Below are 24,921 nucleotides of genomic sequence, written 5' to 3' on the forward strand. Positions count from 1 at the left end.
GATGTCGGACCGCTCCGAGGTCGCTGTGGTAAACGACAGAGGGGCGCCTGGTAAAAGCGCCCCTCGTCATAAACCGTTACATGCGCCCTGCCTAGCCCATCGACCGCACCGCTACCTTGCGGTCATGCCCGCGCGTGGTGACGATGCCGAGGAACGAGATCAGGATCGCCAGGCTCAGCGTGGCGCTGACCTCTGCGCGGTGCTCCTCGGTATACATCATCACTGCCAGCGCGCAGCTGATGAACACGATCACTCCCCAGGTCAGCCAGGGGAACAGCCACATGCGGAACTTCAGTTCCGTGCTCTCGCGCTCCAGGCGCCGGCGCATGCGCAGTTGCGAGATGGCGATCACCAGGTACACCAATAGGGCGATAGCGCCAGAACTGGCGAGCAGGAATTCGAACACGCCCTTGGGGGCGAAGTAGTTGAGGATGGCGATGGCCGCCCCGATCAGTGTGCTGCCGAACACCGCCGCACGCGGCACGCCAACCTTCGAGGTGCGCTTGAGCATGGCCGGGGCGTCGCCGCGCTTGGCCAGCGAGAACATCATGCGCGAGGCGATGTAGATCGACGAGTTCATGCAACTGGTCACGGCGATCAGCACCACCAGGTCGACCATGAACGATGCGTTGGGGATGTTCATGATCTCCAGCGCCCGCTGGTACGAGCCCACCACCGCAAGCTGCGGATCGTTCCACGGCACCACGGAGATGATCACGAAGATCGACAGGATGTAGAAGGTGCTGATCCTCCAGATCACCGAGCGGGTGGCCTTGGCGATGTTGCGCGCCGGGTCGTTGGATTCGGAGGCGGCGATGGTCACCGCTTCCGTACCGATGAAGCTGAACATCACGGTGATGAAGGCGCCGATCACCGCCGACCAGCCCTTGGGCGCGAAGCCGCCGTGCTCGCTCATCAGTGTGCTCAGGCCACTGACTTCACGGTTGGGCAACCAGCCCATCAGCGCGGCAAAGCCCAGGCCGATGAAGCCCAGGATCGCCGTGACTTTGAGGATCGCGAACCAGAACTCGAACTCGCCGTACTTGGCCACGCTGAACAGGTTGGTGCAGGCCAGCAGCAATACCGATGCGAGGGCAAAGATCCAGCTATCGACCTGCGGGAACCAGGCGTTGAGCACATGGCCTGCGGCCAACGCTTCGATGGGAATGACCAGCACCCAGAACCACCAGTACAACCAGCCGATGGTGTAGCCGGCCCAACGGCCGATGGCCTGGTCGGCGTAGGTGGAAAACGATCCGGTGTCGGGATGGGCGACGGCCATTTCGCCGAGCATGCGCATGACCAGCACGACCAGCGTGCCGGCGACGAAATAGGAGAGGATGGTGGCGGGCCCGGCAGCCGCGATGGCGTGTCCGGAGCCGACGAAAAGTCCTGCACCGATGATGCCGGCGATGGACAGCATCGTTACATGACGTGGCTTGAAACCTTGTGCAAGGTTGCCATCAGTTCCCACGGTGTTCATTGATCTTGTTCTCTTTTTGCTGACACAAGGAAGGACGGGCAGGCGTAGGCGAAAACTATCTCCTTTCTGGACAATGAGTTGCACGCGGCTCAAGTGATTTTATTGACGTTGTTCACGGGTTGGGCGAGCGGCGGCGTCGAGATCGGCTTCATTCAAACAGCGCGGGTGCAGGGCAAATTGTTCCAGCGCGCCATGAAGCTGTTCGATCACGACACCGGGACTTGCGAAGGCGGGTCAAATCGATGCTATCCACCGCGAAAGTTTTTTCGCGGGCAAGCCCGCTCCCAAAGGAATTGGGCTGGACCTTCAGATTTTGAGCAAGACAGTTGCTACTGGTCGCGACGGTGATCCCAGTAGTAGTTCACCACCGCGAAGATCACGATCACCGACACCACGCACAGCCCTATCTGCAGATTGCTCATGCCATCCTCCGCGCCATGCGCTTGAGCCCCAGTACCATTCCCGCCCCCAGCAGCATCATCGCCAGCACCAGCAACGAATAGGACGCCCACCACGGCACCCCGGCCGTCATCATGCTGAACTCGGACATCCCGCCGATGCTGGCGATCAGGTTCAGCGGCAGGAACACCACGTTGATCAGGGTGAGCTTGCGCAAGGTTTCGTTCATCGCGTTGTTGGCCAGGTTGCCGCGCGCGTCCATCAGCCCGGCGAACACCATCGAGTAGATCTCGGCCTGTTTGTGGCACTGGGTGTTCTCGATGACCAGGTCGTCGATCAGCGCCAGCGCAGCGGCGTCGAAATGCTGCTTCTCGCCGTGGCTGCGCAGGCGGGCAAGCACTGCGCCGTTGCTGTGGATGGCGTTGATGTAGTGGATCAGGCTCTCGCTGAGGTTGAACATCTGCATCAGGTGACGGTTTTCCAGCGACTGCTCGAAGCGCTGCTGCAACTCGCGCCCAACCAGCTTGATCACCTTCAGGTGGCCAAGGTAGTGGTGCAGGTTGTCGAGCAGGATGCCCAGCAGCACATCCAGCGGGCGCTCGAGCGCATGGCGATTGCCCAGGCCGTCCAGGGGCGAGCTGTCCGGGGCGATCAGTACCAGGCGACGTTCATCCAGCAACAGGCCGAAGGAGGACACCTGAAAGGCGAAGCTGTCACCACCGGAGTAGTTCTGTGGGCGCTTCCAGATCAGGAACAGGCCGTCGCGATGCGCCTCGATGCGCGACACCTCGTCCGGGTCCAGCGCCGAGGCCAGGGCGTGGGCATCCAGGTGGAACCATGCCTGCAGCAGTTCGCGCTCGGCGCTGTCGGGGTCGACGAACAGCAGCACCTCGCTGTCCAGCCCGTCACCTTCGCGCAACTGGCCGTGGGCCAGGGTATAGCAGGTGATCATGCTCAATCCTCCTTACCAGGCCTGGCCGCGGCGCTTCTGCTCCAGGCGGCGGATGAACTCTTCGAGTACCAAGGTGTAGAGATCTTCGTGCAGGTAGGCGTCTTCGATGCCGGCATCCAGGTTGGGGTTGTCGTTGACCTCGATGACCACCACGCGCTCGCCCACCTGCTTGAGGTCCACCCCGTACAGCCCGTCACCGATCAGGTTGGCGGCCTTGACCGCCAACTCCACCACCGCCCGTGGCGCTTCGTGCACGGCCAGGGTGCGGCATTCGCCGTTGACCTCGTCGCGCTTGGCCTGGTGGTTGAAGATCTGCCAGTGGCCCTTGGACATGAAGTACTGGCAGGCAAAGATCGGCTTGCGGTTGAGCACGCCGATACGCCAGTCGTATTCGGTGTAGAGGTACTCCTGAGCCAGCAGCAGCACCGAGTGCTCGAACAGCTCGCTGGTCGCCTCGAGCAGCTCGGCCTGGTCCTTGACCTTGATCACCCCCCGGGAAAAACAACCGTCAGGAATCTTCAGCACCAATGGGAAACCGAGGCGCTCGCCGACCCGCTCCAGGTCCTGCGGGTTGTCGCGGTAGAGAATCTCGCTGGCCGGCATGGCCAGGCGGTTGCTGCGCAGCAGGTCGGTCAGGTAGACCTTGTTGGTGCAACGCAGGATCGACGCCGGATCGTCCATCACCACCAGCCCTTCGCTTTCGGCCTTCTTGGCGAAACGGTAGGTGTGGTTGTCGACGCTGGTGGTCTCACGGATCAGCAAGGCGTCGTATTCAGCCAGGCGGGCGTAGTCCTTGCGCTCGATCAGCTCGACATCGATACCCAAGCGGTGGCCGGCCTTGACGAACTGCTCCAGCGCCTTGGCATTGGACGGTGGCAGGGCCTCGTCGGGGTCATGCAGGATGGCGAGGTCGTAGCGCGCCATCCGCCGTGAGCGTGGCTGGCGCCAGATCCTGCGGCTGAAACCGTCCAGGGCGTTGGCGAACTGGTCCTGCTGGTTTTCCCGCAACTTGTGCAACGCCCCGGCCTTGACCCCGGCGATGTGCCAGGAGGTGGTCTTGCGAAACTCCACCAGCAGGATCGGGCAGGGAAACGCCTCGAACAACTGCCGAGCGATGTCCTGCAGCGGTTCCAGATCGGTTCGACCGAAATACAGGCTCAAGGTGAAACCTTCGGTTTCGCCATAAGGGTGATTGACCAACGCACTTTCCAGGCGGCCTGCCATCTCATCCAGCGCCAACCCATATAACGACTTGCGCGTCAGTTCGCTGATACTTTTTACAGACGGAATGACATGATGACCCCGGGCCTCGGCTAATAAAGAACAATAATAACCGTGACCCAGATACTTATAGTTTCGGCACAAGTTTATAACTTGCACACGTTGACCTGGCGAAGGATCTGGCGATTGTTCGAGGTATTCCTGAGCGGTCATCATATCTTCGCTTGGAAGGTACGAAGCCCAGTCCTCACGGCGCTCCACGATAATCATCAATTGACTTGACTTGGGGGTGCCCGTCGGCGGATAACTCGCAGCGTGCACGCCGGATAACGCACTTTCCTCGGAGCCGGTCGATAAGGTTTCTTGAAACGAAGACATTGCCTGAAGCCCTGTGTTTGGGACACACGCTTCTATTAAGCACGATGTTTTTCGAATGTCTCGTTTCATTACGCAACTTTTACGGCGGCCCCATGCAAATCGAATTTCGCCTGGCAACACTTGAAGACCTGCCGGCCTTGCTGGCCCTCGAGAACCAGTGCTTCGTCTCGGACCGGCTCAACGCCCGCAGCCTGCGCTGGATGATTGCCCACGCCAACGCCAGCTTGCTGGTGGCACAGCGCGATGGGCAATTGATGGGCTACGCGCTGCTGCTGCTCCATCGCAACACCTCGCTGGCGCGGCTGTACTCCATCGCCATCGCCCCAGCGGCGCGCGGTGAAGGGCTTGGTGCGCGACTGCTGGAACGTGCCGAGCGCTGCGCACTGGAGCACGATCGCGCCTACCTGCGCCTGGAGGTGCGCGTCGACAACCCGCGCGCCATCGCACTGTACGAACGCCACGGCTACCGACGCTTCGCCCAGGTCGAGGACTACTATGAGGACCACGTCAGCGCCCTGCGTTACGAGAAGCGCATCCTCCAGCGCCCGACCAGCGAGGCACGCGCGGTGCCCTATTACCCGCAGACCACCGACTTCACCTGTGGCCCGGCGTGCCTGTTGATGGCCATGGCCGCGCTGCGCCCGCAGTTGCAACCGACACGCCAGGAAGAGGTGCGCCTGTGGCGCGAGGCAACCACCGTGTTCATGACCTCAGGACACGGCGGTTGCAGCCCGCACGGTCTGGCCCTGGCCGCTTGGCGCCGCGGTTTTCGCGTGCGCCTGCAACTGAGCAACGACGGCCCGCTGTTTCTCGATGGCGTGCGCCAGGCCAACAAGAAAGAGGTGATGCGCCTGGTACACGAGGATTTCTGCACGCAACTGCAGGGCACCGACGTGCAACTCGGCTACGGCCCGCTCGACCTGCCGTCACTGCTGGCCGAGGGCGGATTGGCACTGGTGCTGATCAGCAACTACCGCCTGACCGGCAGCAAGGCGCCGCACTGGGTGCTGGTGACTGGCTGCAATGCCGACTTCGTCTACCTGCACGATCCGGACACCGACCACGGCCGGCACCGGTTGGCGCTGGACTGCCAGCACCTGCCGGTGAGCCATGGCGAGTTCCAGCGCATGAGCCTGTTCGGTGGGCGCAAGGTGCGGGCGGCGGTGGTGCTGTTCGAGCGGGGGATAACGTCTGCGTAAAGGGCGCTGGGGCGCGGTGATTGGCAGCGGTTTGCTGGCCCCAATCACTGCGCGATCCTTTTCACGGGCAAGCCTGCACACAGGCGGGTCAATCGCCTCAACGCACCAGGCAAGGCCGTTTGTTGTCGAAGGTCCACCCCGGCACCAGGAACTGCATCGCCACGCTGTCATCCCGGGCGCCCAGGCCCATGTTTCGGTAGCACTCATGGGCCTTCATCAGTTGGTCTTCATCCAATTCGACGCCCAACCCCGGCCGCGTCGGCACCCGTACATGGCCGTCGACGATACGCAGCGGCTCGCGGGTCAGACGCTGGCCGTCCTGCCAGATCCAGTGGGTGTCGATGGCGGTGATCTCGCCCGGCGCGGCAGCCGCCGCCTGGGTGAACATGGCCAGCGAAATATCGAAGTGGTTGTTGGAGTGCGAACCCCAGGTCAGGCCCCAGTCATGGCACATCTGCGCCACCCGCACCGAGCCCTGCAAGGTCCAGAAATGCGGGTCGGCCAACGGGATGTCCACCGACTGCGACTGGATGGCGTGGCCCATCTGCCGCCAGTCGGTGGCGATCATATTGGTGGCGGTGGGCAGGCCGGTGGCGCGGCGGAACTCAGCCATCACTTCGCGGCCGGAATAACCATTCTCCGCGCCGCACGGATCCTCGGCGTAGGCCAGCACATCGTGCTTGTCGCGGCACAGGGCAATGGCCTCCTTCAACGACCAGGCACCGTTGGGGTCGAGGGTGATGCGCGCTTCGGGGAAACGCTCGGCCAGCGCAGTGACAGCCTCCATCTCTTCCTCGCCACGCAGCACGCCCCCCTTGAGCTTGAAGTCGTTGAAGCCGTAGCGGGCCTTGGCGGCCTCGGCCAGGCGCACCACCGCCTCGGGCGTCAGGGCTTGCTCGTGGCGCAAGCGTAGCCAGTCGTCATCGGCCTCGGCTTCGTTGCGGTAGGCCAGATCGGTGCGGGTACGGTCGCCGATGTAGAACAGGTAGCCGAGCATCTTCACCGACTCGCGCTGCTGGCCTTCACCCAGCAGCGCTGCCATCGGCACGTTCAGGTGCTGGCCGAGCAGGTCGAGCAGGGCCGACTCGATGGCGGTCACTGCATGCACGGTGATACGCAGGTCGAAGGTCTGCAGCCCGCGCCCGCCTGCATCGCGGTTGGCGAAGGTCTGGCGCATGGCATTGAGCACGCGCTGGTAATGGCCGATCGGCTGGCCGACCACCAGGCTGCGGCTGTCTTCGAGGGTCTGGCGGATGTTCTCGCCGCCAGGCACTTCGCCCAGGCCCGTGTTGCCCGCGCTGTCGCGCAGTACCACGATGTTGCGGGTGAAGAACGGGCCGTGGGCGCCGCTCAGGTTGAGCAGCATGCTGTCGTGGCCGGCCACCGGGATCACGCGCAGGTCGGTGACGACCGGGGTCGAGGAGTGAGGCGTCGTCTGCATGGTCATTGTCCTTGTCTGGCAGGCGTTCAATGGGATTGGCCCAGGGCCGATGGGGCCTTGAGGTCAGGGACAGGGGCACCCTTGGCACGGGTGCGGACGAAGAACACGGCGATGGCGGCCAGCACCGAGGTCACCGCCAGGCCATACAGCCCGCCCTGGATCGAGCCGGTCTGCTGCTCGAGCAGGCCGAAGGTGGTGGGCGCAACGAAGCCGCCGAGGTTGCCCACCGAGTTGATCAGTGCGATCACCGCCGCAGCGATGCGCGCATCCAGGTACCCCTGCGGAATCGGCCAGAACAGCGACGAGGCGGCCTTGAAGCCGATGGCGGCGAAGCACACCGAAACGAAGGCGAACACCGGCCCGCCCGTGGTCGACATGAACATGCCGATGGCGGCCACCACCAGCGCGGCGGCGACCCAGGCCTGCTGGAATCTCCAGCGTGCGGCCCCGGCGGCGAACGCGTACATCGCCAGGATCGAGATCAGCCAGGGGATCGAGTTGAAGAAGCCGACCTGCAGGTCGCTCAGCTCGCCCATGCGCTTGATGATGCTCGGCAGCCAGAAGGTCGCGGCGTAGATGGTCAACTGGATGCAGAAGTAGATCAGGCAGAACAGCAGGATCTGGCGGTCCTTGAGCAGGCGCCAGGCCGAGGTCTTGATCACCCCGCCCGCCTCTCGCTCGCGCTGCTCGCGGTCGATGGCCTCGACCAGCGCATGCTGCTCGGCCTGGCTCAGCCACTTGGCATCCTGCGGGCGGGAGTCGAGCCAGAAGAACACGAAGAAGCACAGGATCACCGAGGCCATGCCCTCGATGAACAGCATCCATTGCCAGCCGTGCAGGCCCATGCCCTGGATCTGCATCAGCGCACCGGCCAGTGGCCCGGAGATCAGCGAGGCCAGGGCCGAGCCGCTGAGAAAGATGGCGATCGCCTTGCCACGTTCAGCGGCGGGCAGCCAGCGGGTGAAGTAGTAGATCACCCCGGGGAAGAAGCCGGCTTCGGCGACCCCGAGCAGAAAACGCAGCACGTAGAACTGGGTTTCGTTCTGCACGAAGGCCATGGCGGTGGCGACCAGGCCCCAGGTGAACATGATGCGGGTCAGCCACAGACGCGCACCGACCCGTTGCAGCAGCATGTTCGACGGCACCTCGAACAACGCATAGCCGATGAAGAACAGACCGGCACCGAAACCATAGGCGGCGGCGCTGATGCCCAGGTCGCTTTCAAGGTGTGGGCGGACGAAGCCGATATTGACGCGGTCCAGGTAGTTGACCACGAACATGATGACGAACAGCGGCAGGACATGGCGCTTGACCTTGGTCACGGCGCTGGCCAGCGCATCGTCGCCGGGCAGGGCAGACGCAGGGGGGGTGTCGTTCACGGGATATCTCCCAGTCATTGTTTTTATTGAGGGTGCTGGCGGTAGACGAGGCAGTTGTCTGACATCCAGGTGGAAATGAGCATATTCCCGGCTGAGTTGTACGACAAGTTGAAAATTGAGCGAAAAAAGCAAAATACAAGCGGTTAACTGGGTAAAAATCGGCGAAATGCTTTTATCACGTCGATTAACCAAGGCAATGGGAGGGTGAATATCAGGATGAAAAAAATCTTTGTGGATAACTTGTCATACAAGTAATGTGAGGGCGTTCAGCCGAGTCCTTTCGCTGAACACGTCGCAGCGGCGAGCCGCCGCTTCCACAGGTATTACTTAGAGCCCACGCCATGCCCCGCACCCACAGCCGCGCCCACGACCTGGTCTCGAGCCTCACCCAGCAATTGCTGCTGGGCACGTTCAAGCCGGGCGACAAGCTGCCCTCGGAAAACACCTTGGTGCGCGACTACGGCGTCAGCCGCACCGTGGTCCGCGAGGCGCTGTCGAAGCTGCAGGCTGCGGGCCTGGTGCAGGCACGTCACGGGATCGGTACGTTCGTCATCGAACGCCAGGCCCGTTCCGGCCTGCGCGTAGGCCCCGAGAACGCGGCCAGCGTGCGCGACCTGCTGGAGCTGCGCATCAGCCTGGAGGGCCAGGCCGCCGCGCTGGCGGCCCTGCGCCGCAACGACCGGCAACTGGCGCAGATGCGCCAGGCCCTGGACGACTACCAGGACCTGGCCGCCGCCGGTGACAGCTGCATCGAAGCCGACCGGCGCTTCCACCTGCTGATCGCCGAGGCCACCGGCAACCTGTATTTCAGCGAGATGATGGCACAACTGGGTGACGGCCTGATCCCGCGCAAGCGCATGGCCCAGGCCGAGCGCGCCGGGGCCAACCTGGCGGGGCATGCTTATCTGGCCAACCTGGAACACGAGGCGATTCTCAACGCCATCCGCCGCCAGGACCCGGACGCGGCCAGGGCAGCGATCTGCCTGCACTTGTCCAACAGCCGTGATCGCCTGCTACCCGACTGAGCTGCGTGCAGCGGGCAAAAAAAATCGCGGAACCGGCGCCCTCCCCCTGGTGCGCAGTTACAGGGGAAAGGCCATCCAGCCCGCGATCAAGCCCACTCGCGTATCAATCCTTCTTGCGATACCCCTCGACGATCGCCGAGAAATCCTTGCCGCCCTCGCCTCGCAGGCTCATGGCCTGGTACAGCTGCTGCGCCACAGCGCCGAGGATCACCGGCTGGTGCGCCTGGCGCGCGGCCTCGGTCGCCAGGCCCAGGTCCTTGAGCATCAGCTCCGCACCGAAACCACCGGTGTAACCGCGCGATGCAGGGGCGGTCTCGATCACGCCCGGCCAGGGGTTGTAGGTATCCGAACTCCAGCAACGGCCCGTCGAGCTGTTGATGATGCCGGCCAGCACCTGGGTGTCGATCCCCAGCGCGTTGCCCAGGGCCATCGCCTCGGACACGCCGATCATCGAGATGCCCAGCAGCAGGTTGTTGCAGATCTTGGCGATCTGGCCAGTGCCGACCTCACCGCAGTGCACGATGTTGCGCCCCATCTGTTCGAGCACCGGCTTGAGCGTGGCGAACAGTTCGGCGCTGGCGCCGACCATGAAGGTCAGGGTGCCGGCCGCCGCGCCGCCGGTGCCACCGGACACCGGCGCATCACCCAGGTCGATGCCCTTGGCCGCCGCGGCCTTGGACACGTCGCGGGCGGTCTGCGGGTCGATGGTGCTGCAGTCCAACGCCGGCGTGCCGGGGCGGATGCCGGCAAGCACGCCGTCCTCGTTCAGGTACACGCCGCGCACATGGGCCGCGGCCGGCAGCATGGTGATCACCAGCTCGCTGTTGGCGGCGGCATCCTTGGGCGAGGTGCTGATCTGCCCACCCAGTTCGGCAAGCTCGGCCAGCACGGTCTTGTTCAGGTCGAACAGGTTGAGCTGATGCCCGGCCTTGATCAGGTTGCGGGCCATGGGCGCGCCCATGTTGCCCAGACCGATGAATGCAATGCGCATGGCAGTCTCCTTAGCGCAGGCTGATGGTGGTGTTCACACCGTCATTGACGCTGTCGTCGTCGAACCAGCGGGCGGTGACGGTCTTGGTCTGAGTGTAGAACTGCACCACCTGCTTGCCGTACGGGCCGAGGTCGCCGAGCTTGGAGCCGCGCGAACCGGTGAAGCTGAAGAACGGCACCGGCACCGGAATCGGGATGTTGATGCCGACCTGACCGATGTCGATCTCGCTCTGGAACTTGCGCGCTGCCGCGCCGCTCTGGGTGAACAGGCCGGTGCCATTGCCGAACGGGTTGGCATTGACCAGGGCGATGGCCTCGTCGAGGGTATCGACCTCGAGGGTGACCAGCACCGGGCCGAAGATTTCCTGGGTATAGATCTGCATGTCGGTCTTCACCCCGGAGAACAGGGTCGGGCCGACGAAATTGCCCTGCTCGTACCCCGGCACCTTCACGTCGCGGCCGTCCAGCTCGAGCTTGGCGCCTTCCTTGATGCCGCTTTCGATCAGCCCCAGCACACGCTCCTTGGCGCGCTTGGAAACCACCGGCCCGACATCGGTGCCCGGCTCGCTGCCGGCATTGACCTTGAGCTTGCTTGCCGCCGCCTTGATATCCGGCAGCCATTCACGCGCCTTGCCCACCAGCACCGCCACCGACGTGGCCATGCAACGCTGGCCTGCCGCACCGAAGGCCGCGCCGACCAACGCGTTGATGGTCTGGGTGCGGTTGGCGTCAGGCAGCACTACGGCGTGGTTCTTGGCGCCCATCATCGACTGCACGCGCTTCCCGTGCTGGCTGCCCAGGTTGTAGACATGGGTGCCCACCTCGGTGGAGCCGACGAAGGAGATCGCCTTGATGTCCGGGTGGGTGCAGAGCGCATCGACCACCTGCTTGCCGCCGTGCACCACGTTGAGCACACCGGCCGGCACGCCGGCTTCGAGCGCCAGCTCGACCAGCATCATGGTCGACAGCGGGTCCTGCTCGGAGGGCTTGAGCACGAAGGTGTTGCCACAGACGATGGCCATCGGGAACATCCACAGCGGGATCATCGCCGGGAAGTTGAACGGGGTGATGCCGGCGCACACGCCGATGGGCTGGCGCAGGGTGTAGGTGTCGACGCCCCCGGCGACGTTCTCGGCGAACTCGCCCATCTGCAGGGTGCCGATGGACGCCGCATGCTCGACCACTTCCAGGCCACGGAAGATATCGCCTTCTGCATCGGCCAGGGTCTTGCCTTGCTCGGCGCTCAGGGTCGCGGCGATGCGCTTGCTGTGCTCGCGGATCAACGCCTGCAACTTGAGCATGATGCGCATGCGCGCGCCGATCGGCGTGTCACGCCAGGTCTTGAAGGCTCGTTCGCCAGCAGCGACAGCCGCGGCGACTTCCTCGGGGGTGGCGAAGGGAACGCGCGCCAGTACCTTCTGGGTGGCCGGGTTGACGATGTCGCGCCATTCGGTGGTCTTGGACTCGACCCATTGGCCGTCGATCAGCAGCTTGACCTGCTCGACCTGGGTGTGGGGCGTGTGGGGTGCGTTCATCTGCGCTCTCCTTGGAATTATTGTCGGAACGAAGACGCCTACGCCGCAGCGAACGGGGTGGCGTGCAGGGGCTGAGTTCGAGTATAGATGTGCAAACATCCAACAAGAATGCACAAAAAAACCGGATCAACATGCAAAAAGACCTGACCTCCCTCAGCGCGCTGAACTGGGACGACCTCAAGTTCTTTCTTGAGGTAGCGCGCACCCGCAAGGCCAGCAGTGCAGCCAAACGCCTGGCCGTGGACTACACCACGGTGTCGCGGCGCATCAGCTCGCTGGAAGGGGCGATGGGTACCTTGCTGTTCGAGAAATCGCGAACCAACGGTTTCGTGCTCACCGCCGAAGGCCAGCGCCTGCTGGGCTATGCCGAGTCGATCGAAAGCACCCTGCACATGGCCTGCGAGCAGGTGTCGGGCTCGGGCGTTGCGCTGTCGGGGCACATACGCATGGGGTGCACCGAGGGCTTCGGCAGCTTCTTCGTCACCCCTCAGTTGAGCCGCTTCGTCGACACCTGGCCGGCGATCTCGGTAGACATTCTGCCGCTGCCGCACTTCATCAGCCTGTCCAAGCGCGAAGCTGACATCGTCATCGCCCTGGAGCGCCCCGAGCATGGGCCCTACGTGTGCTGCAAGCTGTGCGACTACCGCCTGCGCCTCTATGCGACCCGTGAGTACCTCGACCACCACGAACCGATCCGCCAGGTCGCCGACCTGGTGCGCCATCCGTTCATCAGCTACGTGGACGACCTGGCATTCAGTTCCGAGCTGCTGTACCTGGCCAACCTCATCCCCAACGCCAGCGCCCACCTGCGCAGCACCAGCGTGATCGCGCAATACACCGCTGCCCTGCAGGGACGCGGGCTGGCGATCCTACCGTGCTTCCTGGCGGCGCAGGACGAACGGCTGGTGACGGTGCTACCGCAGGAGGTGGAGGTGACGCGGCAGTTCTGGATGTACTGCCGGGAGGACCTGCGCAAGTTGAAGCGGATCACCCTGCTGTGGGATTACATCCGCGATGTGACCGAGGCGAATGCGCCGCTGTTGATGGGGCAGACACGGGAAATGGTGTTTGCGCAGGATTGAGACGGATGGCACCGGTGCCATTCCCCGATTCCTCAGTTCGACGCCACCACGATCGACACCCGCCGATTCTCGGTACGTCCGGCACTGGTGCGGTTGTCCGCCACCGGCTGACTGCTGCCCAACCCGCGCGTCTCGATATTGCGCGGCTGCATGCCGACGCCGATCAGCGCCTCGGCCACACTCTGGGCCCGACGTTCTGAGAGCTGCTGGTTATAGGCCGCCTTGCCCGAGGCATCGGCATGGCCGTCGACGCGCACACGCACGATGCCCACCGACAGCAACGCCTTGCCGATCCGCTCGACAATCGCCTGGCTCTGGCCGTTGAGCCCGTCCAGGTCACTGCCGAACAGCACCTTGCCCGACAGGTCGAACGCCCAGCCCTCGTCGCTTGGGGTAAACCCTTCGCGTTTGAGCACGGCAATCTGTTCAGGGGTCAGCCCGCTGGGCGGTACGGTCTGGCAACCGGTCAAGGCCAATACCGCCAGCAACATGGCCAGCATGGAAAAACGCAGTAGGGAAACGGGGTGTTTCACGGTTCAGCTCCTGTTGTTCATATCCTTGGCTCAGCGTTCCGTCTGGGCCACTTGCCAATGGCCGCGCCGATTGCGCTTGGCCTGGTACATCGCCGCATCGGCGGCATTGAGCAGACTGGCCGAATCCTGGCCATCGTCCGGGTAATAGGCGATGCCGACACTCAGCGAGGTGCTGACGCGCTGGCCATCGTCCAGCAGGATCGGCAGCCTCATGCTGGCGACGATCTTCTCGGCGATGCGCTGGGCATCCTCGCGCGAATGAAGGGGGGTCAGCAGTACCGCGAATTCGTCACCGCCAAGGCGCGCCACCAGGTCGTGCTCGCGCAACTGCGCACGCACGCGGCTGGCGATATTGATCAGCACCTCGTCGCCAACGGCATGGCCAAGGTTGTCGTTGATTTGCTTGAAGTGGTCACTGTCGAGGAATAGCAGCGCCAAATGGTCCTGCTGCCGGGCGGCGTTGCGCAGGCAACGGTTGAGGCGCCCTTCGAAGAAGGCGCGATTGGGCAGGCCGGTGAGGCTGTCATGGCTGGCCTGGTGCGCGAGGGTCTCATTCTCGCTCTGCAAGTGGCTCTGCCAGACCTCCAGCTCGTCGAGCAGCGCGTTGAAGTCGTTGCCCAGCTCATTGAGCTCGGCAATCCGAGCCTCGGGCACGCGCCGGTCGAAGCTGCGCTCGCGCCGCGCCGCATGGGCGACGCTGGCCAGGCCCCGCAGAGGACGGACGATATCGCCGAACAGCCGGCGCGACAGGTGGATGGCGACTGCGGCGCTGAGCAAGCTGCAAAAGAGGATGCCCGCCAGGCCGCTGAGCAGGAAACGCAGCAGGCTGCCGCCCTGGCCCAGCAGCTCGATGTGCCCGACCGTGCGCTGCTGACGGACGATCGGCAGGTGGATGGCCTCGCCCAACAAGGCCTTGGCCACCTGGCGCTGCAGGGGTGCCAGCAAGCCCGTGTCATCGCGTTGCCAGTGCGCCAGCAGCTCCCCCTGGCTGTCGAAGACCTTGGCATCTGCCACTTCTTCGGTGGCGGCAATCACCGCCAGGGCTTCACTGGCCGCCCCGCTGTCGTCGAACACCACCGCCGCCTCCACGGTATAACTGATCGAGCGGGCGATCAGGTGCAGGTTGTGATTGGCATAGACGCGCAATGCCGCTACCCCGAGCACGGTCAGGGACACGCCCACGAGTCCGACGGCGATCAGCGCGACACCCAGGTGCCCTCGCCCCAGCACTGACCGCAAGGTCGGCCGCGTCCTGCGGCTGCCGGTAAGTTTCATGGTTGCGCCGCCCTGCGCCGCGACAATTGCAGCACGCTGGGGTGGATGCGCACGCCACTGCGCGCCACCGAGTCGAGGTTCACATCGAAGCTGACCTGTTCGTCATCGACGTGCAGGCAGAACAGGCTGCCGACGGTGCACGGGTCATCGGCCTCGCTGATGCTCAGGACCGGATGCCCGACCAGGGCCTGGAACAGGCGGTCACGCTGTCCGGCGTCGAGCTTGCCGATGTACACCGCGTCGCAGGCACCGGAAACGCCCGAATCGTCGACCAGCAGGCGACGCACCTGCAGGGGCTGGCCGGCATTCTGCACATTGCCCTTGATCAGGTCGTCGGCATATTCGGTGGGGCCGACCAGGCACAGGCGCAGCGGCGAAGGATCAGCAGGCCAGCGGGCATAGCTGAAGATACCCAGCACGACCTGGGTCACCGCTTTGGCGCGTTGCTGCACCTGGGCTGCAGTGGCAGGGAGGTCCGCCCAGGCCGGTGAGGCGAACAGCGACAGGGCGGCAATCACTAGCGAAAGCACACAGCCCGTCACTCGCCCCCTGGGCGAGACAACCACTGTCATGTGGGAAATCTCTCAAATTAGATTCAGATAACCCGCACGATAGCATAAGGCCGCAGTGCCAAGGTATTGACGAATGTCACCCTTGGTCGAGCATTAGGCCAGAAATCCGACGCACCTTGCGCTCGACAGCCTCCTCAAAGACCCCCGCCCGTGGTTCCACCAGGCTGAAGCAGTGCTTGGCACGGGTGATGCCGGTGTACACCAGTTCCTTGGTCAGCACAGGATTTAGCGCATCAGGCAACACCAGCGCGGTATGGCTGAACTCCGAGCCCTGGGACTTGTGTACGGTCATGGCGAACACCGTTTCCACTTCATTGAGGCGACTGGGCAACACGAAGCGCACCCCGCCCGAGCCGTCGTTGCGCGGGAAGGCGACCCTCAGCAATGGCTCGCCATTCTCGTCGGGCAGGCGCAGGGCGATGCCGATATCACCGTTCATCAGGCCGAGGCCGTAGTCATTGCGGGTGACCAGCACCGGACGGCCCTCGTACCAGGACTGGCGGGTGTCGATCAGCCCAGCGTTGTGCAGCACCCGCGCCACACGCTCGTTCAGCCCGTCCACCCCCCAGGGCCCTTTGCGCACCGCGCACAGCAGCTGGAAGCTTTCGAAGCTGTTGAGCACCTGGGCAGCCCATTGCTCCCATGCCGGGGCATCGGCGGGGGTGCCGGGCGCCGGCCGATGGCGACCGATACTGCGCAGATAGTGGCGATACCCCTGCGGGCCGTCTTCACCGCGACCCAGGCCGTCCAGCAGCAGGCGATCGAAGGCGCGGTCATGCTCACCACGCAGGGACAGGCCGAACACATCCTCAGGCGGCATGCTCAGCAGATCCCGCGCCTGGCGGGCTTGCTGCAGGTTGACCAGGCGCGCCAACTGGCCAATGCCACTGCCTTCGCCGAAACGCCGGGAGTAACGCAACATCACCACCTGCTGGGCCAGCGCATGCTGGTGCGCATCACCTGGCTGCAGACCGCTGCCCTGCAGCGATTGGCCGCCGACCTGCTCGAGCCAGGCCTGGGTGGCGGGCGTGTAACGCCCTTCTTCGGCATACCGACACAGGTCGCCGAGCACCGCGCCGGCCTCCACCGAGGCCAATTGGTCCTTGTCGCCCAGCAGCACCAGGCGAGCCTGCGCTGGCAAGGCATCAAGCAGGTTGGCCATCATTTCCAGATCGATCATCGACGCTTCATCGACCACCAGCACGTCCAGCGGCAGTGGGTTACCGGCGTGATGCCGAAAATGCCGCGAACCGGGGCGACTGCCCAGCAGGCGGTGTACCGTGCTCACTTCGGTAGGAATCTGGGCCCGCACCTCGGCGCTGACCCGCAAACGCTCGACCTGTTGGCCGATGGATTCGGTCAGGCGCGCAGCAGCCTTGCCGGTGGGTGCGGCCAGGCGGATGCGCAAGGGCCTGCCCTGCTCCACCGCCGGCCCTTGGAGCAAGGCCAGCAAGCGTACGACCGTGGTGGTCTTGCCGGTGCCCGGGCCACCGGTGATGATGCTGAACGCGGCACGCGTCGCCAGGGCACAGGCGAGCTTCTGCCAGTCCACCTGACCGGCCGGGGCGCCGTCCTCGAACAACTGCTCCAGGCGCGCGGGCAGGTCGGCGGGAATCGACTCATCTGCCACGATGCGTTGCTGCAGCGACCGGTCGATACGCCGTTCATAGCTCCAGTAACGGCGCAGGTACAGACGCTGGCCGCTGAGTACCAGGGGCCGCGCGTCCTGGCCCTCGGCATCGCCCAACGCCACCAGCCGACTGGCCGCGATGCGCTGGCGCCAGGTGCTCGGTTCAAGCGTGGCGAGCAACTGCGACGGCAACAGCAACGGCCCCGCCAGTGCATCGCCCTCTGGCGGCAGCGACAAGGCGAAATCGGGCTCGGCCAGGGTCTGCTCGAGGTCGAGGCAGACATGCCCATGCCCCAACTGGTGACTGGCCAGCGCCGCAGCCAGCAACAGCAAGGGATCGCTGCCCGCCTCACGCTCCTCGAGGAAGCTGACGAATGCCCGGTCCAGCGCACGCAACCAACCGCGCTCGACCCAACGGTCGAGCAGGGCCAGCAGGTCCTGGCTGTGTTTCAACGGCGCAAGGGCCGCCAGGTGCTCGGCCTGCAACGGTGTCGGCAACAGGTCATCGAGGGTGCGGCTCATGGTGCGGCTCCGGCAAACAGGTCCTGCTGCTCGGGCGCACAGGCGCCCCGAAACAACGCATCGAGCTGCTCGATCAGCTCACGGGGCGGCCGGGCGAAATACAGGCCATGACCGGCGCTGCCGATACCGCGCAGGAAGATGAACAGGGCACCGCCCACATGGCGGTCGTAGTCGTAGTCGGGCAGCCGTGCGCGCAACTGGCGATGCAGGGCCAGCAGGTAGAGCACGTACTGCAAGTCGTAGCGGTGGTCGAGGATCGCCTGTTCCATGGCCAGGGTACTGTAGGCGCTGCCATCGGGGCCGAGCCAGTTGGACTTGTAGTCGGCCACGTAGTAGCGCCCGTCCAGCTCGAACGCCAGGTCGATGAAGCCCTTGAACATGCCATTGAGCTGGGTCGCCAGCGCTGCCGGTCGCGCGGCGCCACCGTGGGTGTGGCGGACGACGAGCTGATCGAGGCGCAGCACGTCGACCTGATGGCTGGCGAACCAGAACTCCATCTCGATCTGGTACTGCTGAAGCTGCGCCAGGGTCAGGACCGGGCCATCCGACGACAGCGGCATGGCCTGCGTCAGCAACTGCTGCAGCCAGGGCACCAGGGTCGGGATCCATCCGGTCCAGTCGCGGCGGTTGCAGCGTTGGCCGACAGTGCGTTCGATCAACGCAGGCTGGCTGACCACGTCGGCAAACCCTTCACGCCCGGCCCACTCGAGCAGGCCGTGAAGGAAGGTGCCGGGGTTCGGCCCGCGAGGGAAGCGGTGGATATCGCCGTTTTCCGCCGGGACTTCACGCAGCCGCTGTGCGTCGACGCTCTCATCGTCGAGCAATTGCTGGGCCTGGGAGCTGTCGGCGCCGAGACTCTGGTCGCCGACGCGCAAGGCACTGTAGGAGGCGATCCACCACTGCTCTGCCGCGGCGCGGCGCGGCTTGCGAGCAGGCAGGCGTTCGGCGCCGTCCTGCGGTGCGCGATAGCACTGTTCGTCAGCGTCGGGCACCGGTGCGCAGGCAATAGGTGCATCCTCGGCGCACAGCGCCTGCAGCCAATCGGCCAACTGCACGGAAGCCGCCAGAGGGACACCGCCGCCCAGCAGGTAACCCAGGCCCGAGCGGTGCAATTGCGAGGTTTTCTGACTGCCACGCTTGAGGTCGGCAACACCCAGCCAGCAGGCATGTTGGGCACGAGTCAGAGCCACGTAGAGCAGGCGCAGGTCTTCGGCCAGACGCTCATCATCGGCCAGGGCAATCTGCTCGTCGGTGGGGGTAAGCGTCAGCAGCACCTGGCCATTCTCGTCGTGCCAGGCCAATGGCAGGCGCTGCCCATCCACCGGTTTGCTGGTGCAGATGAACGGCAGATAGACCAGCGGGTACTCCAGGCCCTTGGATTTGTGGATGGTCACGACCTTGACCAGTTGCTCGTCGCTCTCCAGGCGCAGGATCTGCTCTTCACCGGCCTGCCCGGCGTTGGCCAGGTGCTCGGCCAGGTGACGGATCAGGGCCTGCTCGCCATCCAGCTCGCCGGCCGCCTGTTGCAGCAGTTCGGCCAGGTGCAGCAGGTTGGTCAGCACACGTTCGCCATCGGTGCGAGCGATCAACGTGCGTGGCAGCTGGAAGTCATGCAGCAGGCGGCGCAGCATGGGTAGCACGCCCTGGCGCTGCCAGGTGTCGCGGTACAGACGAAAACGCATCACCCAGTCTTCCCAGACCCGCTCGTCCTGGTTAAGCCGCTCCAGTTCGAGCAACGGCAGGTCCAGCGTCAGGCTGGCCAGGGCGGCCTTGAGCAGGCGCTCGGCGTCGGGCTCGGCGCAGGCCTTGAGCCAGGCCAGCAGGTCGTGGGCTTCCTGGGCGGCAAAGACCGAATCCTTGTCCGACAGATAGACACTGCGTACTCCACGGGCAGCCAGCTCGGCACGGACCAACTGCGCCTCGCGGCCATCGCGCACCAGGATGGCGATGTCCGAAGGCAGACAGCCGCGCACTTCGCCCTGCGCATTGGCAAACCCCGTCACACCTCGTTGGCCGCCGTTGAGCAGGGCAACGATATGGCTGGCGCAGCTGGCGGCCAGTTGCTGACGGTACAGTGTGTTGGCAACCGGCTCGTCACTGTGCAACTGCCAGCAATGCAGGGCGGCGCAGGGCTGGCCGTCGATCAGCAGGCGCTCGCTGCGGCCCTTGGCATGAACCTCGATGAACGGCAGCGGGTTGTCGTTGGCCTCGCGGAACAGGAACGCCCCCTTGCCTTCGGGGCGTTGCTCGGCCAGCAGGAACACGCGGTTGACCGCCTCAACCATGGCCTGGCTGGAGCGGTAGTTGGTGTCCAGGCTGTGCAGGCGCCCAGCCGTGGCACGGCGGGCACCGAGGTAGGTGAAGATATCGGCGCCGCGGAAGGCGTAGATCGCCTGCTTGGGGTCGCCGATCATGAACAGGCCGGTTTCCGGGCGGTTTTCGGCGATCCGGTAGATGCGCTCGAAGATGCCGTACTGCACCGGATCGGTGTCCTGGAACTCGTCGATCAAGGCCACGGGGAACTGCTCGCGGATCAGCGCGGCAAGGCGCTCGCCGGCCTCGCTACGCAGCGCTTGCTCGAGGCGCAACAGCATATCGTCAAAACCCATTTCGGCGCGCCGGCGCTTCTCCACTTCGAAACGCGCCGCCACCCACGCGGCAGCATGTTCCAGCACCGCCGAATCGGGGCCAGGCAGCCCCTGCAAGGTTTCGCGCAGTGTCTCCATGGCGTGCAATGCCGGATGCTCAGGTGGCTCGCCCGATTTCCAGGCCTCGGCCATGCCTGCAGGCGTCAGGCGGGTGAAGCCGGTGCCCAGGTCGAGCTCCATGGCCTGCTCGTCACCCGCCCAGGCGCGCAGTTTGTCGAACCAGGGGTCGAAGTAACGCGCCTGCAACTTGCGGCCATCGGCCTGCTTGGCGGCCACCGCCGCGCGGCAGATTTCGTGCAGCTCGTCGGCCCACTGGACCCAGGGAGCCTTCAGCGCGCCCAGTTGCGCCTGGCGTCGCTGCAGAGCGGATTCGATCAGCGCCTGTGGATCGGCACCGTCGTCTTCCCTGCTGACGCGGCCGAACAACGGACGGATGCGCGGCAGCAACGCGTCCGGGCTCACCCAATGGCTGCGCACCCAGGCCAGCGCTTCGCCCTGCATGCCGTAGCAGAAGCGCCGCCAGTAATCGCGCATGACCTGGCCGAGCAGCTCGCTGTGATCGGTCTCCAGGCTCTGGGTGAACAGGCTGCCGCTGTCGAAGGCATGCTCGCGCAGCATGCGCTGGCACCAGCCGTGAATGGTCGAGACCGCCGCTTCGTCCATCCACTGCACTGCGACCTCCAGGCGACTGGCGCAACGGCCCCAGAGCTCCTGTGGATAATCGTCGCGCAGCAGGTGCAGCAAGGGGTCGGCGTCGTCCAGCTCGCCCCTGAAGAAACGTGCAGCCTCGGCCAGGCGCGCGCGAATCCGCTCGCGCAGCTCCTTGGTCGCAGCGTCGGTGAAGGTCACGACGAGAATCTGCGGCGGCAGCAGCTCGCGGGCGAAGCCTTGCTCGCCGCCATGGCCGAGGATCAGACGCAGGTAGAGCGCCGAGATGGTGAAGGTCTTGCCGGTGCCGGCACTGGCTTCGATCAGCTGGCTGCCGTGCAGGGGAAAGCTCAGGGCCAGGGGACGGGCCTGGGTCATGCGACGGTCTCCGGATTGCCTTGGGTCTGCCAGGCGGCGGCAAACAGGGGTCGGTAGAGGGATTCGCACCAGCCTTCGAAGGTCTCGTCGGCCGTGAGCGCAGCAAAGTCGCGGAACTGACGCATCAGTGCAAGGCTCTCGCTGCGCTCGCCGAAGCTGTTCTGGCCGTCGCCTTCATAGGCGCGCTCGGCGGCAGCCTGGGCTTTGTCCGGGTCTGGCTGGGCCAGCCAGGCGAAAGCAGTCTTGGGCGCCACCGGCAGGGGCGCATTCATTGCAGCCTGACGCGCCACCAGAAGATCGGCAAGCAGATCCCCCGCCTGTGCCGCGGCCATCGGTGCGAGCAGCAAGGTGCGGTCACTGGCGACCAGGGCCGTGTGCAATGGATAACCGGCAGCGCAGGCCGCCAGGTGCATGACCCACGCTGGAATCAGCCGATGCCATTTGAGACTGTTGCGCCCGGCACCCAGGCTGTTGGGCACGGTGGTGATGCTCAGAAGGCTCTGTTCATCATCCTGATAGACGCGCCCAAGCCAACCTTCCAGGCGCTGCGGGCCACGCTCGAAGTGCAGCGGCAGAGCGCCCTCTACCACGGTATGCCAGCGCTGCAACAGCTGGCGATGGCGTTGCAGTAGGTCTGGCAGGGGCTGGATCAGTTCCGCCTGCAGCGACTCGCCGAAACCCGCCAATGGCAGCAGCCCACATGCCTGCAGGCGTCGGGCCTGGGTACGCAGCGCTTGTTCGGCGTCGTCGGGTGTGGCCAATGCAGCGCCAAGCAGCCGCTCGCTGAGGCTGTAGCGTTGCAGGGCATCGAGCACGAAAGGCTCCTCGTCCGGCGTTGGCGCCTCCAGCGCTTCGAAGAACACCTTGAGGCGCTGGCTGAAGAAATGCCGGACCGGATGGCGGAGAAAATCCTGCAGTTGCGTCAGGTTCAGTGGCTCATCGCTGTCGTAGGGCGGCAGCGCCTGATCGACCTCCGAGACCGGCTCGACGGGCTGATGCAAGACCTGCCATTCGTGGGCGTAGCTGAACAGTGCGCTGCCCTTCTGGAAGTAGCGCTGGCTGAAGGGTTGCAGGGGATGCTCCTGGGTCAGGGCATGCAACAACTGCTGGCCGGGGTCATCACGCTGGCCTTGCTGGGCACCGGCCAGTAGCCAACCGGCGGCAAGATGGTCGCGCAACTGGCCAACCAGCACCGAGGCTGGGCGTTCGCTGTTGTCGCGAATACTGCGCCCCACCCAACTCACATAGAGTTGGTCGCGGGCAGACAGCAGCGCCTCGAGCAGCAGGTAGCGGTCATCTTCGCGGCGCGAACGATCGCCAGGACGGTAATCGCTGGCCATCAGATCGAAGTCCAACGGCGGCTGGGCGCGAGGATAGTCGCCGTCGTTCATGCCCAGCAGGCAGACTACGCGGAATGGGATGGCGCGCATGGGCATCAAGGTGCAGAAGTTCACCGAGCCGGCCAGGAAACGCTGGGACAGCTTGCCCTGGTCCAACCCCGACAGCCAGGCCTCGCGCACGACCGTGAGCGGCAGTGGATCGTGCAGGCCGACGGTCTCGCAGGTTTCCAGCCAGGTATCACGCAGGTCCTGCAATTGCACCAGCAGCAGCTCGTCGTGCTCCTCCTCGGCGAGGAAGAACACCTGCAACAGCGCATGCAGGCGCGCCCCCCACGCCACGGGGCTGGCCGGCTCGGCGAGTGTCTGGAACGCCACGTCCAGGGCATCGAGCAGGGCCACCAGCGGGCCGATAAGGGCCGCGTCGAGGCCACCGATCTCGTCATAGGGCTCAATGCCGTCACAGGCCTCGCCGACACCTACGGCGTAACCCAGCAGCATCCGGCGCAGGCCGAACCGCCAACTGTTCTGCTCCAGGCCTTCGGGCAACCCGAGGCGGGCACGTTGTTCACCGCTCAGGCCCCAACGGATGCCGGCCCCCTCGATCCAGCGGTGCAGGGTCGGCAGGTCACTCTCCTTGATCCCGAAGCGGGCGCGCACGGCGGGGACATCGAGCAGGTCGAGGATCTCGCTCACGGCGAAACGGCTGTCGGGGAGCTTGAGCAGATGCTCCAGGGCGATCAGCAATGGATCGCGGCCGCGCTGGCCCTGGTCGGTGAGGGTGAAGGGGATGTAGCGCGGATCATGGCGGTCGAGTTGGCCGAAGACAGCGCGGATATGCGGGGCGTAGTCATCGATGGCCGGAAGCATGACGATGACGTCGCGCGGACGCAGGGTCGGATCGCTGCTGAAGCGCGCAAGCAACTGGTCGTGGAGGATCTCCACTTCGCGCTGCGGACTATGGGCGATGTGGAAACGTACCGAACGGTCGCGGCTGGGATCGATGGCAGGCCAGGTGTCGCGGGTTTCAGCCAGGGGACGCAGTTCGAGGATGTCGTCCTGCAACTGGTTGAGCAACGTGGTGGGCTGGGCGTCGCTGAACAGGTCGATACGCCCGTCGCTGAAGACACCACGGTAACTGTTGGGATCATCGTAGCTATCGAGCAGGTTGATGTAGTCACGGCCCTGCTTACCCCAGGCGGCCAGCAGCGGATGAGCGTGCTGGTGCATCGATTCGTCGTCCAGTTGCAGGGGCATGCCGTGCTTGCGCTGTTGGCGCTTGTACTGGTGCCGGAGCAGGTCTTTGTCCGCGACGATATCCCCCCAATGATGGCGGCAAGGGTTGTGCACGCACAGCAATACCTGGCTGAAGCGGGCCAGCCCGGCCAGGGCTTCAAGGGCCTGGGCCGGCAGCGACGAGATACCAAAGACGATTACCCGCGACGGTAGGCCCGCGGGAGCTTGCTCAAGGGTATCCATGCGCGCGATGAAACGCTGATGGACGCCGGCACGGCTCTGCGCCATCCCCTCTGCACCGACATCGTCGAGCAATGCACGCCACAACTCGGCCTGCCAGCGGTTGCCATCCGCCAGCGGCTTGCGCTCGCCGCGGGCGGTGTTGAGCACGTGCTCTCCAGCGGCCCAGTCCTTGAGCCAGTCGGCGCGGTAGACCTGGTATTGGTCGAACAAGTCAGCCAGACGTTCGGCGAGCTGGTAGCGCTTGCGCAGGTCGTTGTCGTCGGTGAGAAAACGCTTGAGTGGCTCGAAGTGCGGTCGCTCGATCAGTGCTGGCAGCAAGCGCACCAGGCGCCAGGTCAGCGGTGCCTTGTCGAGCAGCGACACCTCGGGAATCTCGTCGCGGCCCAGCACGAGGCGATAGAGCTGCCACATGAAAGTGCCGGGCAACTGGACGTCGATGGCCGCCGCGATACCGCAGCCGCCTTGATCATCGTCCTGCGGATCTTCGGCCAGTGCGAGCTTGAGCCATTGGGCAATACCGTTGCTCTGCACCAGGGCGATTTCGTTCTCCAGAGGCGCCAGAGGATAGTTGCGCATCACGCTCACGACCAGGTTGCGCAAATCGTCCAGGCGGTTGCCCTGGACGATCATGAAACCTGGGTGCAGTGACGTGCTGTTGGCCATTGGGTGCTCTCTGGAAGACGGGGTGCGCTGACGGAACCATACCCTGTAGAGGCAGGCTTGTCCCGTGGCGTGCGTGGTGTCGGCGCGGGGGAGCGATGAGATCTGGCGAACGCCAGAAAGACAAAACCCCTACCTGCTCGCGCAGATAGGGG

At 64.8% G+C, this 24,921-nt stretch carries 16 protein-coding genes; 3 read left to right on the forward strand and 13 right to left on the reverse strand.

Annotation, left to right across the window (positions count from 1 at the left end; translation table 11 throughout):
- Nucleotides 1-91: 91 nt before the first annotated feature.
- The 3 genes from gabP to ACMGGG_RS20395 form a co-directional block, all read right to left on the reverse strand.
- Nucleotides 92-1,483: a GABA permease gene (gene gabP / locus ACMGGG_RS20385; protein ID WP_063546206.1), complete on the reverse strand. Its 1,392-nt coding sequence runs from the start codon at nt 1,481-1,483 to the stop codon at nt 92-94.
- A gap of 418 nt (nt 1,484-1,901) precedes the next feature.
- On the reverse strand, nt 1,902-2,834 hold the full coding sequence (locus tag ACMGGG_RS20390) for a magnesium transporter CorA family protein (protein WP_414154315.1): 933 nt from the start codon (nt 2,832-2,834) through the stop codon (nt 1,902-1,904).
- Nucleotides 2,835-2,846: 12 nt separating this feature from the next.
- The gene (locus tag ACMGGG_RS20395) at nt 2,847-4,325 is read right to left on the reverse strand and encodes a RimK family protein (RefSeq protein ID WP_231100340.1); all 1,479 of its coding nucleotides are present in this window, start codon (nt 4,323-4,325) and stop codon (nt 2,847-2,849) included.
- Between the two features lie 200 nt (nt 4,326-4,525).
- Here ACMGGG_RS20395 and ACMGGG_RS20400 point away from each other — a divergent pair, with 200 nt between their 5' ends.
- Nucleotides 4,526-5,632 carry a peptidase C39 family protein gene (locus ACMGGG_RS20400; protein WP_414154316.1) on the forward strand — a complete coding sequence of 369 codons (1,107 nt, stop codon included), beginning with the start codon at nt 4,526-4,528 and terminating at the stop codon, nt 5,630-5,632.
- A 97-nt stretch (nt 5,633-5,729) separates the two neighbouring features.
- Here ACMGGG_RS20400 and gudD read toward each other — a convergent pair whose 3' ends face one another.
- Together gudD and ACMGGG_RS20410 are read right to left on the reverse strand one after the other, a co-directional pair.
- Nucleotides 5,730-7,079 (reverse strand): glucarate dehydratase, encoded by a 1,350-nt coding sequence (gene gudD, locus ACMGGG_RS20405; RefSeq protein ID WP_372822005.1) that lies wholly within the window; start codon nt 7,077-7,079, stop codon nt 5,730-5,732.
- 20 nt (nt 7,080-7,099) lie between these two features.
- On the reverse strand, nt 7,100-8,452 hold the full coding sequence (locus ACMGGG_RS20410; protein ID WP_414154317.1) for an MFS transporter: 1,353 nt from the start codon (nt 8,450-8,452) through the stop codon (nt 7,100-7,102).
- A gap of 341 nt (nt 8,453-8,793) precedes the next feature.
- Between ACMGGG_RS20410 and ACMGGG_RS20415 the strand changes: the two genes are divergently transcribed.
- Nucleotides 8,794-9,477 (forward strand): FadR/GntR family transcriptional regulator, encoded by a 684-nt coding sequence (locus tag ACMGGG_RS20415; protein WP_414154318.1) that lies wholly within the window; start codon nt 8,794-8,796, stop codon nt 9,475-9,477.
- A gap of 103 nt (nt 9,478-9,580) precedes the next feature.
- Here ACMGGG_RS20415 and mmsB read toward each other — a convergent pair whose 3' ends face one another.
- Together mmsB and ACMGGG_RS20425 are read right to left on the reverse strand one after the other, a co-directional pair.
- On the reverse strand, nt 9,581-10,468 hold the full coding sequence (gene mmsB / locus ACMGGG_RS20420; RefSeq protein ID WP_063546218.1) for a 3-hydroxyisobutyrate dehydrogenase: 888 nt from the start codon (nt 10,466-10,468) through the stop codon (nt 9,581-9,583).
- 10 nt (nt 10,469-10,478) lie between these two features.
- Nucleotides 10,479-12,002: a CoA-acylating methylmalonate-semialdehyde dehydrogenase gene (locus ACMGGG_RS20425; RefSeq protein WP_414154319.1), complete on the reverse strand. Its 1,524-nt coding sequence runs from the start codon at nt 12,000-12,002 to the stop codon at nt 10,479-10,481.
- Nucleotides 12,003-12,133: 131 nt separating this feature from the next.
- On the opposite strand from ACMGGG_RS20425, the gene ACMGGG_RS20430 reads away from it, so the two are divergent.
- Complete coding sequence (locus ACMGGG_RS20430; protein WP_054894277.1) at nt 12,134-13,084, forward strand: LysR family transcriptional regulator; 951 nt, start codon at nt 12,134-12,136, stop codon at nt 13,082-13,084.
- A 32-nt stretch (nt 13,085-13,116) separates the two neighbouring features.
- On the opposite strand, the gene ACMGGG_RS20435 is transcribed toward ACMGGG_RS20430, so the two are convergent.
- The 6 genes from ACMGGG_RS20435 to recC form a co-directional block, all read right to left on the reverse strand.
- A complete protein-coding gene (locus ACMGGG_RS20435) occupies nt 13,117-13,584 on the reverse strand; it encodes an OmpA family protein (protein WP_414155830.1) in 468 nt (155 codons plus the stop codon).
- Nucleotides 13,585-13,647: 63 nt separating this feature from the next.
- Complete coding sequence (locus ACMGGG_RS20440) at nt 13,648-14,892, reverse strand: diguanylate cyclase domain-containing protein (RefSeq protein WP_414154320.1); 1,245 nt, start codon at nt 14,890-14,892, stop codon at nt 13,648-13,650.
- On the reverse strand, nt 14,889-15,464 hold the full coding sequence (locus ACMGGG_RS20445) for a YfiR family protein (protein ID WP_371105626.1): 576 nt from the start codon (nt 15,462-15,464) through the stop codon (nt 14,889-14,891). Before ACMGGG_RS20445 ends, ACMGGG_RS20440 begins: the two co-directional genes overlap by 4 nt.
- Nucleotides 15,465-15,540: 76 nt before the next feature.
- The gene (recD, locus tag ACMGGG_RS20450; RefSeq protein WP_414154321.1) at nt 15,541-17,616 is read right to left on the reverse strand and encodes an exodeoxyribonuclease V subunit alpha; all 2,076 of its coding nucleotides are present in this window, start codon (nt 17,614-17,616) and stop codon (nt 15,541-15,543) included.
- The gene (gene recB, locus ACMGGG_RS20455) at nt 17,613-21,290 is read right to left on the reverse strand and encodes an exodeoxyribonuclease V subunit beta (RefSeq protein WP_414154322.1); all 3,678 of its coding nucleotides are present in this window, start codon (nt 21,288-21,290) and stop codon (nt 17,613-17,615) included. Before recB ends, recD begins: the two co-directional genes overlap by 4 nt.
- On the reverse strand, nt 21,287-24,769 hold the full coding sequence (recC, locus tag ACMGGG_RS20460; protein ID WP_414154323.1) for an exodeoxyribonuclease V subunit gamma: 3,483 nt from the start codon (nt 24,767-24,769) through the stop codon (nt 21,287-21,289). Before recC ends, recB begins: the two co-directional genes overlap by 4 nt.
- Nucleotides 24,770-24,921: the final 152 nt, after the last annotated feature.

Source organism: Pseudomonas sp. BNK-44-b (assembly GCF_047456245.1).
Lineage (GTDB): Bacteria > Pseudomonadota > Gammaproteobacteria > Pseudomonadales > Pseudomonadaceae > Aquipseudomonas > Aquipseudomonas machongensis.

Bases quoted from the DNA above. Each gene is read 5' to 3' on its own strand.
- ACMGGG_RS20440 (WP_414154320.1), bottom strand. From the start codon at position 14,892: ATGAAACTTACCGGCAGCCGCAGGACGCGGCCGACCTTGCGGTCAGTG.
- ACMGGG_RS20415 (WP_414154318.1), top strand. From the start codon at position 8,794: ATGCCCCGCACCCACAGCCGCGCCCACGACCTGGTCTCGAGCCTCACC.
- ACMGGG_RS20395 (WP_231100340.1), bottom strand. From the start codon at position 4,325: ATGATTATCGTGGAGCGCCGTGAGGACTGGGCTTCGTACCTTCCAAGC.
- ACMGGG_RS20400 (WP_414154316.1), top strand. From the start codon at position 4,526: ATGCAAATCGAATTTCGCCTGGCAACACTTGAAGACCTGCCGGCCTTG.
- ACMGGG_RS20425 (WP_414154319.1), bottom strand. From the start codon at position 12,002: ATGAACGCACCCCACACGCCCCACACCCAGGTCGAGCAGGTCAAGCTG.
- recB (WP_414154322.1), bottom strand. From the start codon at position 21,290: ATGACCCAGGCCCGTCCCCTGGCCCTGAGCTTTCCCCTGCACGGCAGC.
- gudD (WP_372822005.1), bottom strand. From the start codon at position 7,079: ATGACCATGCAGACGACGCCTCACTCCTCGACCCCGGTCGTCACCGAC.
- gabP (WP_063546206.1), bottom strand. From the start codon at position 1,483: ATGAACACCGTGGGAACTGATGGCAACCTTGCACAAGGTTTCAAGCCA.
- ACMGGG_RS20430 (WP_054894277.1), top strand. From the start codon at position 12,134: ATGCAAAAAGACCTGACCTCCCTCAGCGCGCTGAACTGGGACGACCTC.
- recD (WP_414154321.1), bottom strand. From the start codon at position 17,616: ATGAGCCGCACCCTCGATGACCTGTTGCCGACACCGTTGCAGGCCGAG.
- ACMGGG_RS20390 (WP_414154315.1), bottom strand. From the start codon at position 2,834: ATGATCACCTGCTATACCCTGGCCCACGGCCAGTTGCGCGAAGGTGAC.
- ACMGGG_RS20435 (WP_414155830.1), bottom strand. From the start codon at position 13,584: ATGCTGGCCATGTTGCTGGCGGTATTGGCCTTGACCGGTTGCCAGACC.
- ACMGGG_RS20445 (WP_371105626.1), bottom strand. From the start codon at position 15,464: ATGACAGTGGTTGTCTCGCCCAGGGGGCGAGTGACGGGCTGTGTGCTT.
- recC (WP_414154323.1), bottom strand. From the start codon at position 24,769: ATGGCCAACAGCACGTCACTGCACCCAGGTTTCATGATCGTCCAGGGC.
- mmsB (WP_063546218.1), bottom strand. From the start codon at position 10,468: ATGCGCATTGCATTCATCGGTCTGGGCAACATGGGCGCGCCCATGGCC.